Origin of the sequence: Streptomyces sp. NPDC101219 (assembly GCF_044767675.1) — a bacterium.
GTDB lineage: Bacteria > Actinomycetota > Actinomycetes > Streptomycetales > Streptomycetaceae > Streptomyces.
Window position 1 is genome coordinate 266,401 of sequence record NZ_JBIWOK010000007.1, and the last position, 16,426, is coordinate 282,826.

The window sequence follows — 16,426 nt, forward strand, 5'->3', positions numbered from 1 at the left end:
GCACGGCGGCATCCCGTCGCCGGGCGGTCAGCCCGCCGCCTCCTTGCGCCGCGCCCGGTACGCGGCCACGTGCAGCCGGTTGCCGCAGGTCCGGCTGTCGCAGTAGCGCCGCGAGCGGTTGCGGGAGAGGTCCACGAAGGCGTGCCGGCAGTCGGGCGCCTCGCAGCGCCGCAGCCGCTCCTGCTCCCCGGCGACCACGAAGAAGGCGAGAGCCATGCCGCAGTCGGCGGCCAGGTGGTCGGCGACCGAGGCGCCCGGGGCGAAGTAGTGCACGTGCCAGTCGTAGCCGTCGTGGTCGGTCAGCCGGGGCGTGGTGCCCGCGGCGGCGATCAGCTCGTTGATCAGACCCGCCGCCGTGCGGGCGTCGGGCGCGGCGAAGACGGCCGCGAAACGGGAACGCAGCCTGCGCACCGCCGACAGGTCGAAGTCCGTGAGCACCCCGACCTCACTGACCGCGTGTTCCCGTACGAACACCTCGAGAGCCGCGACGTCCGGCAGTCCGTCCGGCGCCGAGTCGTCCTCCGGCGCGGAGTTCACCAGATCCACCACGGTGTCCAGCGCACACCGGGTGTCGTGGGTGATCAGCACGATTCGCTCCCTGGCCTGGGGACGGGCGGGTGCCCGCCGATTGCTGGCCGATGGTAGTGGCTCCGGCGGGCGGAGGGCCGCCGTCGGCCCGCACATGGTTTCGAGGACAACGTCCGGGAACGCCCGCGTGTTCCCGCCCCGCGACCCAGGGTCACCGTCCGTGCACGATCCGGGCCGCGACCCGCGCGCGGGCCCGCGCACGTCGGCCGCCGGGTCCGGGCAGCACGACGCGACGGCGCCGGTACCGCGGAATCCCGCGGTACCGGCGCCGTCGCGTGCCGTGCACGGTCGTTCTGGCCCGAGCCGTCACCCCGAGTCGACGGCGCCGGGCTGCTTGTGGGGGTCTCGCCTAGCTTTCCGCCAGGATGTGCGAGAGCTCCTGATCGAGGTCGAAGTGCCGGTGTTCCGTGCCGGGCGGCACGGCGGCGTCGGTGCGCTTCAGGAAGGACTCCAGGGCCCGCGCCGGGGCCTCGAGCAGCGCCTCGCCCTCCGGGGAGCTGAGAGCGATGCAGACGACGCCCTGACCATGACTGCGCGACGGCCAGACGCGGACGTCGCCGGTGCCCGTGGGGCGGTGAAGTCCCTCGGCGAGGAGGTCGCGGGCGAACACCCACTCGACGGTCTCCTCGGCTCCGGTGTGGAAGGTGGCGTGCACGGCGTAGGGGTCGGCCGTGTCGTACCGCAGGCCTGCGGGGACAGGCAGGGAGGACTCGCTCGACACAACGAGGCGCAGGTGCAGCTCGCAGCTGACCGTGGTGTTCATAAGCGCCAGGGCCTTTCGCTCAGTGTGCGCTCGGGGATTCGCACGTCGGCGAAATCGACATGCCACCTACGGTGCCGTTGTAAACCCCTCTGCGTGTTTTGCGTGCGTTTACGTAACTCTTCCGGCCGAGAGATCGATCGCCCGCTGCGCCCATTCCGGTGAGGCGAATCGCTCCGGTAGGGTTTGGGCGTATGAACACGGGGAGTGACAAGGCCGGCGAGGCGACCATGACAGCTGACCGGGCGGGCCGGGCGGAGGCGGACGAGGAGCCACAGGAGCGGGCGCTCGGCTCCCGGGCGCCCGCCTTCATCAAAGCGCGCCGGGCCCTCCACGTCAGCTGGCAGGTCGGCGTCTTCGTCGTCGGTCTCGCGGTCGTGGCGGCGGGGGCCGCGATGCTGGTCCTGCCGGGCCCCGGCTGGGTCGTGATCTTCGCCGGCCTGGCGATCTGGGGAACCGAGTTCGCCTGGGCGCAGCTGGTGCTCCGCTGGACCAAGCGCAAGGTCACCGAGGCCGCCCAGCGGGCCCTGGATCCCAAGGTGCGCCGCCGCAACATCATCCTGACCTCGGTCGGCCTGGTGATCGCGGGCGCGCTGGCCGGTGTCTACCTGTGGAAGTTCGGCCTGCAGATGCCCTGGAAGATCACGGACCAGTGATCCGGGGCGCGGGCCGCGCCGCCGCGGGCGGGGGTGCGGCGGTCCGTCGGCCGCTGGTCATGAGCACCCCCTGACATGGGGTAATCTTCTTCCTGCGTCCGGGCGATTAGCTCAGTGGGAGAGCGCTTCGTTCACACCGAAGAGGTCACTGGTTCGAACCCAGTATCGCCCACCGGATCACAGCGGCCCGGCCCACGATCAGTGGGCCGGGCCGCTCCCTTTCCCCCGCGGCGTCCGCCGCACCACCGGCCCCCCTCGGTGACGGCCCGTTACTTTCCGCCGCCGCACGCCACCCGTCCCGCCACACCCGCAGAGCGGCCGCGTTATCGCCCGAGCGGTATGCGAAGGCCACGCCGAACACCGCCTTCCGGCCATCCGGTGAGTATCGGAAGAAGCCAACACTCCGCTATCCGGCGGGAATCCGCCGCACCCCTTCCGGAATACCGACGCGCATTTCTCCGTAACCGCACCCGCACCCGCACAATGCCCCGCACACCCCGGAGGCGGCACCCAGCCGCCGTGAACGGCCCGGCACACCCGGCGACTTCGGCCCGGCGCGCCGCACACCGGGCTCAGGCGCCCCGGCCCGGCACACTGACGCCCATGGACGTCAACCACTACCGGTTCCGCAGCCGGTGGACCCTGACCGCCCCCGCCCCCGTCGTCTACCGCGCCCTGGAACGCATCGAGGACTACCCCCGCTGGTGGCCCCAGGTCCGCGAGGTCACCCGGATCGACGACACTGCCGGCACCGCCCGCATCCGCTCCGTCCTCCCCTACGACCTCGTCGTGGTCCTGCGCGAGGAGCGGCGCGACCCCGCGGCCGGGATCCTGGAGGTGACGCTCACCGGGGACATCGACGGCCGCGCCCGCTGGACCGTCACCCCCGCCGAGGGCGGCGGCTGCCTCGCCCGCTACGAGCAGGAGGCCGAGGTCCGCAAGCCGCTGCTGCGCCGCCTCGCCGTGCCCGCGCGCTGTCTGTTCCGCGCCAACCACACCGTCATGATGCGCGCGGGGCGGCACGCCCTGGCCGCCCACCTCGAAGCGGTTTGAAGGAAGCGTCCCGGGACCTGTATTGTTCAGTCCGTTCCCGGGCGATTAGCTCAGTGGGAGAGCGCTTCGTTCACACCGAAGAGGTCACTGGTTCGAACCCAGTATCGCCCACCGGGAAAGCCGGTCCGTCCCCGACGGACCGGCTTCGTCGTCTGTGGACACCGCTCCGCGGCGCCCTACGCGGCCGCCGGCAGATCCGGACGGAGTGGCCAGGCCGGGTCCACCGCCTCCCGCGAACCGTTGCGCGCGAACCACGTCTCCAGCCCCCGCGCCTGCGCCGCGTGCCACACCGCCTGCAGGGTGTGCAGCTCGCCCGGCGAGAGCCGCTCCAGCCGCGTGGCGAAGCGCCGCCCCACCGCCCGCGTCACCTCCAGCGCCGCCACCGCGTCCGCCGCCGCGTCGTGCGCCGCCTCCAGCGGCACCCCGTAGAGCGCGCACAGGTCCGCCAGTGTCCGGCGGCCCTTGCGGTACCGGTCCAGATGCTTGTCCAGCACCCGCGGATCCAGCACCAGCAGCGGATTCCGGTCGAACCAGCGGCCCAGCGACGACGCCCGGTGACGGCGCAACTCCCGGTCCAGCAGCGTCAGATCGAACGGCGCGTTCATCACCACCAGCGGCCGGCCCACCCGGGCCTGCTCCGCCAGCACCTCCGCTATCTCGTACATCACCGGAGCCGGCCACCGCCCGTTGCGCTGCACCTGCTCGTCCGTCAGACCGTGCACCTCCGTCGCCGCGGCCGGCACCGGAACCCCCGGGTTCACCAGCCACCGGTTGACCCGCGGACGGCTGCCCGGCGCCTCCTGGATGACGACGGCGGCCGACACGATCCGGTCGGTCTCGACGTCCACGCCCGTCGTCTCCGTGTCGAATGCGGCCAACGGCCCCTCGTACCAGCACGCCATACCCAACAACCCCTCGATCACCCTCGGCAGTTGACGCACCGTCCGCTGCCACGACCGGGTGATACCCGCCCCGTTTGCGCCGTACGCCGGAAGGAGACAACAGGAGTACGGGTCTTTGCAGTTCAGCGACCCGACACGGGGAAACACTTGTTCTGGAAGGCTGTTGGCCATGGCCATAGCGCAGCCCGAACGGGGCGGGCTGCTGCCCGGGCGCACGGCCCCCTCCCGCGGCTCCCTCGCCACCACCGCCTGCATGGAGACCCTGCAGGTCGCCTACCTGCACGCCGTCGCCGCGGCCGCGGGCTGCTCCCTGTCCCAGCCCTTCCCCGACAACGGCATCGACTGGCACGTCAGCCACACCGCCCCAGGCCACACCGTCGACGACGAGGTCACCATCAAGGTCCAGCTCAAGGCGACCTACCAGGTCCCGCCCCGCCCGCCCGGCCGCTCCTTCGCCTTCACGCTGGACAACGCGCACCTCGCCAAGCTGGCCCGCACCCCCGTCACCGTGCACAAGATCCTCGTCGTCATGCTCGTCCCGCGCTTCCCGGACGACTGGCTGCGCGCCGGCCACGACCGGCTCGAACTCAGGCACTGCTGCTACTGGACCAACCTCGCCGGCCACCCCGTCACCGGCCGCGGCCGCACCACCGTGCGCATCCCCACCAGCCGCGTCTTCGACGACCGCGCGCTGTGCGAGATCATGACGCGCGTCGGGACCGGAGGCACACCATGACCAACCGCCCCACGGGCGAACCCCAGCACCCCGTCCGCCCCCACCCCGCCGAAGCCGCCTGGCACGGCCGCCCGCCCGCCCCCGCCGACACCGACCCCGCCGTCCTCGCCGCCCTGCTGCACCGCCACGGCTGGCAGCGCCGCGGCGGCGCCCCCGGACGCTACGGCCGGTGGACCCCGCCCGGCCCCGCCGACGCCGCGACCAGCCTGCTGATCCCCGACAGCCGCGCCTTCCCCGACAGCGACGACCTGCTCGCCGAGGCCCTCACCGCCCTCGCCCGCGCCGCCACCCCCACCGCCCGCGAGATCCTCGTCTCCCTCGCCGTGCCCAGCGACGAGATCCGCTGGTGGCGCGACGCCCCCGCCGCACCCGGCGGCGCCACCGCCTGGACCACCGAGGAAGACCTGCGCGCCGCCGCCCGCCGCACCCTCCTCGCCGCCGCCCTCGCCACCCGCGCCCGGGCCGGCTACCACGGCGCCCGCCACCGCCGCCCGGCCACCGCCGCCCTCGACGACGTCCTCGTCGCCCCCGCGCCCGGCGGCCGCCGCCTCACCGCCTTCGTTCCCGTCAGCACCGGCCGCACCCTCGCCGTACGCCTCCACCACGCCCTGCACGCGGCCCGCGAGGCCATCGACTACCGCAGGGCCACCGGCTCCCCGGACGCCTTCGACACCGCCGTCGCCGCCGGCGTGAGCCACGACCTCACCGAGGCGCTCGTCACGCTCGTCCAGGGCACCGAGGGCGCCCGCATCGCCGTCGCCTGGGCCCCCGCGGCCGGACCGCCCGACGGCTGCGCGGCCGGCGCGGAACCCGTCGAGTTCTCCCCCGGGGACCTGCCCGCCCTGCGCGAGGCCGGGGCCCGCTACCGGCACGCCGAACCCTCCGTACCCGTACGCATCACCGGGGCCGTGGTCCGCATGCACCGGCCCGGGCCGCGCGGCGGCGGCACCGTACGCCTGCGCGTCCTCGCCGGCGCGGAACTCGGCTCCGTACGGCTCACCCTCGGCGAGGCGGACTACCGCACCGCCGGGCAGGCCCACCTCGCAGGACTGCCCGTCCGAATCCGCGGCCGGCTGGAGAGCCGGGGCGGGTTCCGCCGCCTGACCGGGGTCGAGGAGGTCGAGCCCCTGGAGGTCGAGGAGGCCGAACGCGACCGGCTCATGAAGGCCCTCCAGGAGCGCACCGGGGCGGCGGCCGGCTTCAGCGAGGCCCCCTGCCCCCCGGGCGACGGACCGCGCACCGGCCGCCGCGAGGGCCGCGACGCCGCCCGGCCGGGCACCGTCCGCGAGGAATGATTTCGCAGAGGGCCCCGTCGGGTCGGTACGATCGCACCCATGCGTGCGCTCCGGTACGGCGCCGCGGCCACAGCCTTCAGTCAGGAGAGACCGGTGTCAGACGTCCGTGTGATCATCCAACGCGATTCCGAGCGGGAAGAACGCGTGGTGACGACGGGCACTACGGCCGCCGAACTCTTCGCCGGCGAGCGCTCGGTCATCGCCGCCCGGATCTCCGGCGAGCTCAGGGACCTCTCCTGCGAGGTGGCGGACGGCGAGACCGTCGAGGCGGTCGAGATCTCCTCCGAGGACGGCCTGAACATCCTCCGCCACTCCACCGCCCACGTCATGGCCCAGGCCGTGCAGGAACTGTTCCCTGAGGCCAAGCTGGGCATCGGCCCGCCGGTCAAGGACGGCTTCTACTACGACTTCGACGTGGACCGGCCCTTCCACCCCGATGACCTCAAGGCCATCGAGAAGAAGATGCAGGAGATCCAGAAGCGCGGCCAGCGCTTCTCCCGCCGCGTCGTCACCGACGACGAGGCCCGCGAGGAACTCGCCGGCGAGCCGTACAAGCTGGAGCTGATCGGCCTCAAGGGCGCCGCCTCGCACGACGACGGCGCCGACGTAGAGGTCGGCGCGGGCGAGCTGACGATCTACGACAACCTCGACGCCAAGACCGGCGAGCTGTGCTGGAAGGACCTCTGCCGCGGTCCCCACCTGCCCACCACCCGGAACATCCCGGCGTTCAAGCTGATGCGGAACGCCTCCGCGTACTGGCGCGGCAGCGAGAAGAACAAGCAGCTCCAGCGCATCTACGGCACCGCCTGGCCGACCAAGGACGAGCTCAAGGCGCACCTGGAGTTCCTCGCCGAGGCCGAGAAGCGCGACCACCGCAAGCTGGGCAGCGAGCTGGACCTGTTCTCCGTCCCGGAGCAGATCGGCTCCGGCCTCGCCGTCTTCCACCCCAGGGGCGGCATCGTCCGCCGGGTCATGGAGGACTACTCGCGGCGCAGGCACGAGGAGGAGGGCTACGAGTTCGTCTACACCCCGCACGCCACCAAGGGGAAGCTCTTCGAGACCTCGGGCCACCTGGACTGGTACGCCGACGGCATGTACCCGCCCATGCAGCTCGACGAGGGCGTGGACTACTACCTCAAGCCCATGAACTGCCCGATGCACAACCTGATCTTCGACGCACGCGGGCGTTCCTACCGTGAACTGCCGCTGCGCCTGTTCGAGTTCGGGACCGTGTACCGGTACGAGAAGTCGGGCGTCGTGCACGGCCTGACCCGCGCCCGCGGCTTCACCCAGGACGACGCGCACATCTACTGCACCCGCGAGCAGATGTCGGAGGAGCTCGACAAGACCCTCACCTTCGTCCTGAACCTGCTGCGCGACTACGGCCTGAACGACTTCTACCTGGAGCTGTCCACCAAGGACCCGGAGAAGTTCGTCGGCACCGACGAGGCGTGGGAGGAGGCCACCGAGACGCTGCGCCAGGTCGCCGAGAAGCAGAACCTGGAACTCGTGGCCGACCCGGGCGGCGCCGCCTTCTACGGCCCGAAGATCTCCGTCCAGGCCAAGGACGCCATCGGCCGCACCTGGCAGATGTCGACCATCCAGCTCGACTTCAACCTGCCGGAGCGCTTCGATCTGGAGTACACGGCGGCCGACGGTTCCAAGACCCGCCCGGTCATGATCCACCGTGCGCTGTTCGGCTCCATCGAGCGGTTCTTCGCGGTGCTCCTGGAGCACTACGCGGGCGCTTTCCCGGCCTGGCTGGCGCCGGTGCAGGCGATCGGCATCCCGATCGGCGACGCCCACGTCGAGTACCTGGAGAAGTTCGCGGCACAGGCCAAGAAGCGGGGCCTGCGGGTGGAGGTGGACTCCTCCTCCGACCGCATGCAGAAGAAGATCCGCAACGCCCAGAAGCAGAAGGTGCCGTTCATGGTCATCGCGGGTGATGAGGACATGGCCAACGGGGCCGTCTCCTTCCGCTACCGCGACGGCTCCCAGGAGAACGGCATCCCCGTCGACGAGGCCATCGCGAAGATCGTGAACGTCGTCGAGGAGCGCGCGCAGGTCTGATCCACGACGCCACGGGCCCCCGGGAAGCGTTCCGGGGGCCCGTGCCGTGCCACCCCCCGGACGCCATATGCTGCACGCATGACGAGTGAGCCGGAGCAGCAGCTGGGAGTGGGGACGCCGGACGCGTTCCAGCGTCTCTGGACGCCCCACCGGATGGCCTACATCCAGGGCGAGAACAAGCCGAGCGGCCCCGGCGCCGACGACGACTGCCCCTTCTGCTCGATCCCGGCCAAGTCCGACGAGGACGGACTGGTGCTCCGGCGGGGCGAACGCGTCTACGCCGTCCTGAACCTCTACCCGTACACCGGCGGCCACTGCATGGTCGTGCCGTATCGGCACGTCGCCGACTACACGGACCTCACCCCCGAGGAGACGGCCGAGCTCGGTGAGCTGACCAAGCAGGCGATGACGGCACTGCGCACCGCCTCCGGCGCACACGGCTTCAACATCGGCATGAACCAGGGGACGGTGGCGGGCGCGGGTATCGCCGCCCACCTGCACCAGCACGTCGTCCCCCGCTGGGGCGGGGACACCAATTTCATGCCGGTGGTGGGCCACACGAAGGTGCTCCCGCAGCTGCTGGGCGACACCCGCAAGATGCTCGCGGACGCCTGGCCCTCCTCCTGACCGGCGGTGGGTGCCCCCGGCCGGGGGCACCCCTCACGCGTCGTAGACGTCGGCCTTCTTGGGCGCCGCCTCCTGCACCGCCCCGCTGAGGGCCGAGGAGCGGGCGCCGAACTTCTCGGTGTCCACGCCGTTCTCCGCCAGGACCTTGATCGCGGCGGAGTGCACCGCGCGCAGGACGGGCGTCGCGGCGCGCAGCGCGTCGTCGGCCATGAAGCGGTGCCGCCACGGCTTGTCCGCCCAGGCGTGCCGCAGACCGAACGGCTCCGGCAGGGTCAGCTTGCCGCCCAGCCAGTACAGCAGCGGCGGATACCAGGTCAGGGGCGCGCGGGCGGTGAGGCGCACCACCTCGTCCGCGTCGACCAGCGGCAGCTTGACCGTGCGGGTCTCCCAGAACTTGACCGACTTCTGGACCGTCTTCTCCTTGGCGGCCGGCTTGGTGGTGAACAGGGGGTGCACGGGCCCCAGCGCGTGGCCGGTGACCTCGATGCGGAGCGTCTCGTGCAGCACCGTCACGGTGATCAGCATGGTGATGACGAGCTGGCCGTCCCACAGGGTCCACTGCACGCCCAGGTAGTGGCGGTCTCCGGCGCCGAACTGCTGCTTGTTGCAGATCTCCTGTATGGCGTGCTGCTTGACCTGGTACGCCTCGACGTCGGTGCCCTCGGGCCGGGAGACGGCGGTGGCGTTCTCACCGATGGGGGTGACGATCCAGTGGCGGACGGAGGGCTTGGTGAAGCCGCCGGTGTGCAGGGGGCCGCGCTCCAGCATGCGCAGCCGGTCGTGGATGGCCTTGATGACGTCCCAGCTGCGGAAGGGGTTGATCTCCCGGTCGGGGTCGGCGGGGACCAGTTCCTCGGCGAGCTGCCAGCTGCCCCAGCGGGTGCCCATGCCGAGTATCCCCTTGGGGCCGGCGTAGAAGACGGAGTTGGACTGCTGCTCGGCGCTGAGCCGGGCCAGGGACTGGCGCAGCTCCTCGGCGGCGGTCTCCCCGGGGCTGCTGGGCACCGCCTCCGGCACCTTGGCGCCGACGCTGCCGCCGGACAGCAGGCTGTCCCAGCGTTCCCGCAGGTCGTGGGCGGTGCGTTCGCAGATCCGCTTGGCCCAGAACCAGCCGGCGACGGGTGCGACGACGCAGGCCCGTGCGTACCAGCCCCAGAACCCGTCGAAGGGCATCCGGAGCACGAACAGCACTGCGAGGGCGCCCACGCCGACGAGCAGCGTGGTGGCCAGGGCCCCGGCGCGCTTGTCCTCGCGCTTGGTCATGGTGGTGCGGATCTGGAACACCAGCAGCCAGACGAGCAGGCCCGGCAGGAAGAGCACGCCGCACAGGACCATGACGGCACTGAGCCAGTTGTCGCGCTCCCGGCGGATGCGGTGGGCGGCGAGGCTGTGCTCGACGACCACGTGCGGCTGGGTGCCGAAGGACTGCACGAGCGGCGCCCGCCCGGAGCCGAGCATCCGGTCGATGACGGCCCGGGAGAAGGCCTCCCCGAGATTGGGCCGGAACAGCTTGATCCTGGGCTTGGAGACGGCCGACTTGTGCCATTCGTTGTTGGCCTTGAGTATCTCGTCGGCCTCGTTGTCCCGGTAGGCGGCCGAGGCCAGCGCGAAGGTCGGCGTCTGTCCCTCGTCGCCCATGCGCGGCACCTGCGGACCGAAGAAGTCCGCGTAACCGCTCTCAACGGTCATTCCCGCCCCCGATCGCCGCGACTGTCGTCTTGCGGCCTTCCCGACTTCCCTGCTGCGCACACCTGTTGATCAGGTCTTCAGCGTATCGGCAGCGGGGCGTGTCCGTCTGCGGACCGTGACGGCCCGTGCGCGGGCCCGGAGTGCGGGGCCCGGGGCGGAGTGAAGCGTTCGGTGGTGTGCGGGGTGGACGGGCGCGTGCGCGGGCGCCCGGCGACAGCTCGCGCGGGCGCCCGGCGCCGCTCCCTACGAGGCCATGCGGGTCTCCTGCCGCAGCCGCTGGGCGACCTGCGGCGGCATCGGCTCGTGCCGCGCGTAGCGGCGGCTGAAGCGGGCGGTGCCGTGCGAGAGCGAGCGCAGGTCGACGGCGTACCGGCCGATCTCGATCTCGGGCACGTCGGCCCGGACCAGGGTGCGTCCGGCGGAGGACTGTTCGGTGCCGAGCACCCGGCCGCGGCGGCCGGACAGGTCGCTCATCACCGGGCCCACGTAGTCGTCGCCGACCAGGACCGTGACCTCCGCGACGGGCTCCAGGAGGTGGATCACCGCGTCCGCGGCGGCCTCCCGCAGGGCCAGCGCGCCGGCCGTCTGGAAGGCGGCGTCGGAGGAGTCCACCGAGTGGGCCTTGCCGTCCAGCAGCGTCACCCGGATGTCGACGAGGGGGTGACCGTCGGCGACGCCCCGGGCCGCCTGGGCGCGGACGCCCTTCTCGACGGAGGGGATGAACTGGCGCGGGACGGCGCCGCCGACGACCTTGTCGACGAACTCGACGCCGGAGCCGCCGGGCAGGGGTTCCACCTCGATCTCGCAGATGGCGAACTGGCCGTGGCCGCCGGACTGTTTGACGTGCCGGCCCCGTCCGGACGCAGGGGAGCCGAAGGTCTCCCGCAGCGCCACCTGGTGCGGCACGACGTCGACCTGGACGCCGTAGCGGCTGCGCAGCCGCTCCAGGGCGACGTCGGCGTGGGCCTCGCCCAGGCACCACAGCACCACCTGGTGGGTGTCCTGGTTCTGTTCGAGCCGCATGGTGGGGTCCTCGGCGACGAGCCGGGACAGACCCTGGGAGAGTTTGTCCTCGTCGGGCTTGCTGTGGGCGCGGATGGCCAGCGGGAGCAGCGGGTCGGGCATCTCCCAGGGTTCCACGAGCAGCGGGTCGTCCTTGGCGGAGAGGGTGTCCCCGGTCTCCGCGCGGCCGAGTTTCGCCACACACGCGAGGTCGCCGGCGATGACGTGCGGGACCGGGCGCTGCTGCTTGCCGAACGGAGTGGTCAGCGCGCCGATGCGTTCGTCGACGTCGTGGTCCTCGTGGCCGCGGTCGGCGAGCCCGTGGCCGGAGACGTGGACGGTCTGATCGGCGCGCAGGGTGCCGGAGAAGACGCGGACGAGGGAGAGCCGGCCGACGTACGGGTCGGAGGAGGTCTTGACGACCTCGGCGACCAGCGGGGCCGCGGGATCGCAGGGCGTCAGCTCGCGCGGCTTGCCGTCGACCGTGGTGACCCGGGGCGTGCCGTGCTCCAGGGGCGTCGGGAACCCGCCCGTGACCAGGTCCAGCAGTTCGAGGGTGCCGAGGCCCTGGCGGGCCCCGTCGGCGGCGGGGGAGGCGGCCAGGACGGGGAAGAACACCCCGCGGGCCACGGCGCGCTCCAGGTCCTCGATCAGGGTGCCGGTGTCGATGTCCTCGCCGCCGAGGTAGCGGTCCATGAGGGTCTCGTCCTCGCTCTCCGCGATGATCCCCTCGATGAGCCGGTTGCGGGCGTCCGCGATGAGCGGCAGCTGGTCCGGGCCGGGCTCGGACTCCTTGCGCTCGCCGGTGGAGTAGTCGAAGAGCTTCTGCGACAGCAGTCCGATCAGGCCGGTCACGGGCGCGTGCCCGTCGGGTCCCTCCGCGCCGCGCAGCGGCAGGTAGAGCGGCAGGACGGCGTCGGGGTCGTCGCCGCCGAACGTCTCCGCGCACACCCGGGTCATCTCCTCGAAGTCGGCGCGTGCCGCTTCCAGGTGGGTGACGACGATGGCGCGCGGCATGCCGACGGCCGCGCACTCGTCCCAGACCATGCGGGTGGAGCCGTCCACGCCGTCGGAGGCCGAGACGACGAAGAGGGCCGCGTCCGCCGCGCGCAGACCGGCCCGCAGCTCCCCGACGAAGTCCGCGTAGCCGGGGGTGTCGAGGAGGTTGACCTTGATCCCGTCCCATTCGACGGGCACCAGGGAGAGCTGCACCGAGCGCTGCTGCCGGTGCTCGATCTCGTCGTAGTCGGAGAGCGTGCCGCCGTCCTCCACGCGGCCCGCCCGGTTCACCGCTCCCGCGGTCAGTGCGAGAGCTTCCACCAGCGTTGTCTTGCCCGATCCGGAGTGGCCGACCAGCACCACATTCCGTACGGACGCGGGGTGGTCGGCCGCCTGTGCCCTGCCGGCGGCTCCGGGGTGTGTGTGCGCCTTGTCGCCCATGATCCTGCCTCCCGGACACGGTGAGGTCGCTGTGGGCGCGGACCGGCGGAACCCGCGTGCGGTGCGGCTCCGGCGGCGCCCGCGGTACTCCGAGCTTTCCACTCCCGTCACGGTGCGTCCATACGGCGGACGCGGGACGGCCGCCGGGTGGCGCCGCGGGCGGACATGTGCCCCGGACGTCCGTGCCCCGGCGGGCGGTCCGGGCGGGTGCCCGGCCGCCCGCGCGTGCGCGTGACTACGATGGGCCAGCCGGTGGCCAGCAGGGGCCGCGCGGCCACACCGACCGTCGGGAAGGCCATGCTGAACAAGTACGCGCGTGCATTCTTCACGCGTGTCCTCACGCCGTTCGCCGCGTTTCTCATCCGGCGGGGGGTCAGCCCGGACACGGTCACGCTCATCGGTACGGCCGGCGTGGTCGCGGGTGCGCTGGTCTTCTACCCCATGGGTGAGTTCTTCTGGGGCACCGTGGTGATCACGCTGTTCGTGTTCTCCGACCTGGTCGACGGCAACATGGCCCGCCAGCTGGGCCGCTCCAGCCGCTGGGGCGCCTTCCTCGACTCCACCCTCGACCGGGTCGCCGACGGGGCGATCTTCGGCGGCTTCGCCCTGTGGTACGCGGCCGGGGGCGACGACACCGTGCTGTGCGCGGTGTCGATCTTCTGCCTGGCCAGCGGCCAGGTCGTGTCGTACACCAAGGCCCGCGGCGAGTCGATCGGCCTGCCGGTCGCGGTGAACGGACTGGTGGAGCGGGCCGAGCGGCTGGTGATCTCGCTGGTCGCGGCCGGACTCGCGGGCCTGCACGCCTTCGGGGTGCCCGGCATCCAGTACCTGCTGCCGGTCGCCCTGTGGATCGTCGCCGTGGGCAGCCTCGTGACGCTGATCCAGCGGGTCGTCACCGTGCGCCGGGAGGCCACGGAGGCGGACGCGGTGGCGGGCGACGCGGTGGCCGCCGACGAGGAGGACACCGGCGACGACTCGGTCGCCGGCCGCAGCGGGAGCCGGGGGAGCGAGGCCGCGAAGTGAGCGCCCGGGAACGGCTGACCGACACCCTGTACGGCGCCGGCTGGAGCACCGTCAGGAAACTCCCCGAGCCCGTCGCCGTGCGGCTGGGCCGGAGCATCGCCGACGTCGCGTGGCGACGCCGCGGCACGGGCGTGCTGCGGCTGGAGGGCAACTACGCGCGCGTGGTCCCGGACGCGGGCCCGCAGCGGCTCGCCGAGCTGTCCCGCGCGGGCATGCGCTCCTACCTGCGCTACTGGATGGAGTCCTTCCGGTTGCCCGCCTGGAGCGAGGAGCGGATCAGGAACGGGTTCGAGCCCGAGGACCTGCACCACCTCACCGACGGTATGGCGGCCGGCCGGGGCGTCGTCCTGGCGCTGCCCCACCTCGCCAACTGGGACCTCGCGGGCGCCTGGGTGACCACCCGGCTCGGCATCCCGTTCACCACCGTCGCCGAGCGCCTGAAGCCGGAGACGCTGTACGACCGGTTCGTCGCCTACCGCGAGGGCCTCGGCATGGAGGTCCTGCCGCACAGCGGGGGCACCGCCTTCGGCACCCTGGCCCGCCGGCTGCGCGACGGCGGCCTGGTCTGCCTGGTCGCCGACCGGGACCTGTCCGCCTCGGGGGTCGAGGTCGACTTCTTCGGCGAGACCGCGCGGATGCCGGCCGGCCCCGCCCTGCTCGCACTGCAGACCGGGGCACGGCTGCTGCCGGTGACCCTCTGGTACGACGACTCGCCGGTGATGCGGGGCCGCGTGCACCCGCCCGTCGAGGTTCCCGCGTCAGGCACCCGCGCCGAGAAGGCGTCCTCCATGACGCAGGCGCTGGCCGACGCCTTCGCCACCGGCATCGCCGACCACCCGGAGGACTGGCACATGCTCCAGCGCTTGTGGCTCAAGGACCTCGACCCCGCCCGTGACCCCGCCCGGAAGGCCCCGGAGGACACCCCGTGAGGATCGGCATCGTCTGCCCCTACTCGTGGGACGTCCCGGGCGGCGTCCAGTTCCACATCCGCGACCTGGCCGAGTACTTCATCCGCCTGGGCCACGAGGTCTCCGTGCTCGCCCCCGCCGACGACGACACCCCGCTGCCGCCGTACGTCGTCTCGGCCGGCCGCGCGGTACCGGTGCCGTACAACGGCTCCGTGGCCCGCCTGAACTTCGGCTTCCTGTCGGCCGCCCGGGTACGGCGCTGGCTGCACGAGGGCGCCTTCGACGTCATCCACATCCACGAGCCGACCTCGCCCTCGCTGGGCCTGCTGACCTGCTGGGCCGCGCAGGGACCGATCGTCGCCACGTTCCACACCTCCAACCCGCGCTCGCGCGCGATGATCGCGGCGTACGCGATCCTCCAGGCGGCCCTGGAGAAGATCAGCGCGCGGATCGCGGTCAGCGAGTACGCCCGTCGCACCCTCGTCGAGCACCTGGGCGGCGACGCGGTCGTGATCCCCAACGGCGTCGACGTGGACTTCTTCGCCCGCGCCGAGCCGAAGCCAGAGTGGCAGGGCGACACGATCGGCTTCATCGGCCGGATCGACGAGCCCCGCAAGGGCCTGCCGGTCCTGATGCGCGCCCTGCCGAAGATCCTCGCCGCCCGCCCGCAGACCCGGCTGTTGGTCGCCGGGCGCGGCGACGAGGAGGAGGCCGTCGAGAAACTGCCCGCGGACCTGCGCTCCCGCGTCGAGTTCCTCGGCATGATCAGCGACGAGGACAAGGCCCGCCTGCTGCGCAGCGTCGACCTCTACGTCGCGCCCAACACCGGCGGCGAGAGCTTCGGCATCATCCTCGTCGAGGCGATGTCCGCGGGCGCCCCGGTCCTCGCCTCCGACCTCGACGCCTTCGCCCAGGTCCTCGACCGCGGCGCGGCCGGCGAACTGTTCCCCAACGAGGACGCCGACGCGCTCGCCTCGGCCGCCGTACGGCTCCTCGGGGACCCCGAGCGCCGCGCCAAGCTCCGCGACCGCGGCAGCACCCACGTCCGCCGCTTCGACTGGTCCACCGTGGGCGCGGACATCCTCTCCGTCTACGAGACGGTCACCGCCGGCGCGGCAGCCGTAGCCGCCGACGACCGCACCACAGGCCTCTGGTCCCGCTTCGGCCTGGCCCGCGACTGACCCCTCCGGGGCAGGTGGGGCGCATCCAGCTCGTTCGGCGTCCGGCCTGGGGCACGGGTCGTCTTGGTGTCAGGGGGCGCGTCTTCCAGCCTGCTCGGCGCGTGGCCGGGGCGGGGTGCCCTGTTGCCCAGGGGTGTGTCCCCCAGCCGGTCCGGCGTTTGAGGACGAGGCCGTTCGGGCCGATGCGGGGGTTCGGGGGCGGCAGCCCCTGGGGGCCGGTGCCGGCGGCCGGGGTGCCGGGCGCATCCAGCCCGTCCGGCGTCCGGCCCGGGGCACGGGACGCCTCGGTGCCAGGGGGCGCCTCTCCCAGCCTGCTCGGCGCGCGGCGGGGCGGGGGTGCCCTGGTGCCAGGCGCCGTGTCTTCCAGCCGGTCCGGCGTTTGAGGACGAGGCCGTTCGGGCCGATGCGGGGGTTCGGGGGCGGCAGCCCCTGAGGCCGGTGCCCGCGGTCGGGATGGAGCGCGTCTTCCAGCCGGTCCGGCGTTTGAGGACGAGGC

At 72.7% G+C, this 16,426-nt stretch carries 14 protein-coding genes and 2 tRNA genes; 11 read left to right on the forward strand and 5 right to left on the reverse strand.

Going from position 1 to position 16,426, the window contains the following annotated elements:
- Positions 1 to 27: 27 nt before the first annotated feature.
- Both ACIRPP_RS16435 and ACIRPP_RS16440 read right to left on the reverse strand, forming a co-directional pair.
- A complete protein-coding gene (locus ACIRPP_RS16435; protein ID WP_164338926.1) occupies positions 28 to 588 on the reverse strand; it encodes a CGNR zinc finger domain-containing protein in 561 nt (186 codons plus the stop codon).
- Positions 589 to 937: 349 nt separating this feature from the next.
- Entirely contained in the window at positions 938 to 1,351 is a 414-nt protein-coding gene (locus tag ACIRPP_RS16440; RefSeq protein WP_004002642.1) for an SsgA family sporulation/cell division regulator, read from the reverse strand.
- 191 nt (positions 1,352 to 1,542) lie between these two features.
- Between ACIRPP_RS16440 and ACIRPP_RS16445 the strand changes: the two genes are divergently transcribed.
- From ACIRPP_RS16445 to ACIRPP_RS16460, 4 genes are all read left to right on the forward strand, one after another.
- A complete protein-coding gene (locus tag ACIRPP_RS16445) occupies positions 1,543 to 2,004 on the forward strand; it encodes a TIGR02611 family protein (protein ID WP_403642749.1) in 462 nt (153 codons plus the stop codon).
- A 100-nt stretch (positions 2,005 to 2,104) separates the two neighbouring features.
- Positions 2,105 to 2,176, forward strand: a tRNA-Val gene (locus ACIRPP_RS16450).
- A gap of 431 nt (positions 2,177 to 2,607) precedes the next feature.
- A complete protein-coding gene (locus ACIRPP_RS16455) occupies positions 2,608 to 3,057 on the forward strand; it encodes an SRPBCC family protein (RefSeq protein ID WP_403642752.1) in 450 nt (149 codons plus the stop codon).
- 39 nt (positions 3,058 to 3,096) lie between these two features.
- Positions 3,097 to 3,168, forward strand: a tRNA-Val gene (locus ACIRPP_RS16460).
- 65 nt (positions 3,169 to 3,233) lie between these two features.
- Here ACIRPP_RS16460 and ACIRPP_RS16465 read toward each other — a convergent pair.
- A complete protein-coding gene (locus tag ACIRPP_RS16465; protein WP_403642755.1) occupies positions 3,234 to 3,959 on the reverse strand; it encodes an exonuclease domain-containing protein in 726 nt (241 codons plus the stop codon).
- 169 nt (positions 3,960 to 4,128) lie between these two features.
- On the opposite strand from ACIRPP_RS16465, the gene ACIRPP_RS16470 reads away from it, so the two are divergent.
- The 4 genes from ACIRPP_RS16470 (at position 4,129) to ACIRPP_RS16485 (ending at position 8,687) form a co-directional block, all read left to right on the forward strand.
- Positions 4,129 to 4,695: a DUF4365 domain-containing protein gene (locus tag ACIRPP_RS16470; RefSeq protein ID WP_403642757.1), complete on the forward strand. Its 567-nt coding sequence runs from the start codon at positions 4,129 to 4,131 to the stop codon at positions 4,693 to 4,695.
- Complete coding sequence (locus ACIRPP_RS16475; protein ID WP_403642759.1) at positions 4,692 to 5,990, forward strand: hypothetical protein; 1,299 nt, start codon at positions 4,692 to 4,694, stop codon at positions 5,988 to 5,990. The genes ACIRPP_RS16470 and ACIRPP_RS16475 overlap by 4 nt, the downstream gene beginning before the upstream one ends.
- A gap of 93 nt (positions 5,991 to 6,083) precedes the next feature.
- The gene (thrS, locus tag ACIRPP_RS16480) at positions 6,084 to 8,060 is read left to right on the forward strand and encodes a threonine--tRNA ligase (protein WP_403642762.1); all 1,977 of its coding nucleotides are present in this window, start codon (positions 6,084 to 6,086) and stop codon (positions 8,058 to 8,060) included.
- A gap of 78 nt (positions 8,061 to 8,138) precedes the next feature.
- The gene (locus ACIRPP_RS16485; RefSeq protein WP_403642764.1) at positions 8,139 to 8,687 is read left to right on the forward strand and encodes an HIT family protein; all 549 of its coding nucleotides are present in this window, start codon (positions 8,139 to 8,141) and stop codon (positions 8,685 to 8,687) included.
- A 33-nt stretch (positions 8,688 to 8,720) separates the two neighbouring features.
- Here the strand turns inward: ACIRPP_RS16485 and ACIRPP_RS16490 are convergent, their stop codons facing one another.
- Positions 8,721 to 10,376, reverse strand: a complete 1,656-nt coding sequence (locus ACIRPP_RS16490; RefSeq protein ID WP_403642767.1) for a hypothetical protein — start codon at positions 10,374 to 10,376, stop codon at positions 8,721 to 8,723.
- 243 nt (positions 10,377 to 10,619) lie between these two features.
- The gene (locus ACIRPP_RS16495; RefSeq protein WP_403642770.1) at positions 10,620 to 12,818 is read right to left on the reverse strand and encodes an elongation factor G-like protein EF-G2; all 2,199 of its coding nucleotides are present in this window, start codon (positions 12,816 to 12,818) and stop codon (positions 10,620 to 10,622) included.
- Between the two features lie 240 nt (positions 12,819 to 13,058).
- Here ACIRPP_RS16495 and pgsA point away from each other — a divergent pair, with 240 nt between their 5' ends.
- Genes pgsA through ACIRPP_RS16510 form a run of 3 tightly spaced genes read left to right on the forward strand, consistent with a single transcriptional unit; the run spans position 13,059 to position 15,930 of the window.
- Positions 13,059 to 13,841 carry a phosphatidylinositol phosphate synthase gene (pgsA, locus tag ACIRPP_RS16500; RefSeq protein WP_403642773.1) on the forward strand — a complete coding sequence of 261 codons (783 nt, stop codon included), beginning with the start codon at positions 13,059 to 13,061 and terminating at the stop codon, positions 13,839 to 13,841.
- Positions 13,838 to 14,770 carry a phosphatidylinositol mannoside acyltransferase gene (locus tag ACIRPP_RS16505; protein ID WP_403642776.1) on the forward strand — a complete coding sequence of 311 codons (933 nt, stop codon included), beginning with the start codon at positions 13,838 to 13,840 and terminating at the stop codon, positions 14,768 to 14,770. Before pgsA ends, ACIRPP_RS16505 begins: the two co-directional genes overlap by 4 nt.
- Positions 14,767 to 15,930 carry a glycosyltransferase family 4 protein gene (locus tag ACIRPP_RS16510; protein WP_403642779.1) on the forward strand — a complete coding sequence of 388 codons (1,164 nt, stop codon included), beginning with the start codon at positions 14,767 to 14,769 and terminating at the stop codon, positions 15,928 to 15,930. The genes ACIRPP_RS16505 and ACIRPP_RS16510 overlap by 4 nt, the downstream gene beginning before the upstream one ends.
- The last annotated feature ends 496 nt before the right edge of the window (positions 15,931 to 16,426 follow it).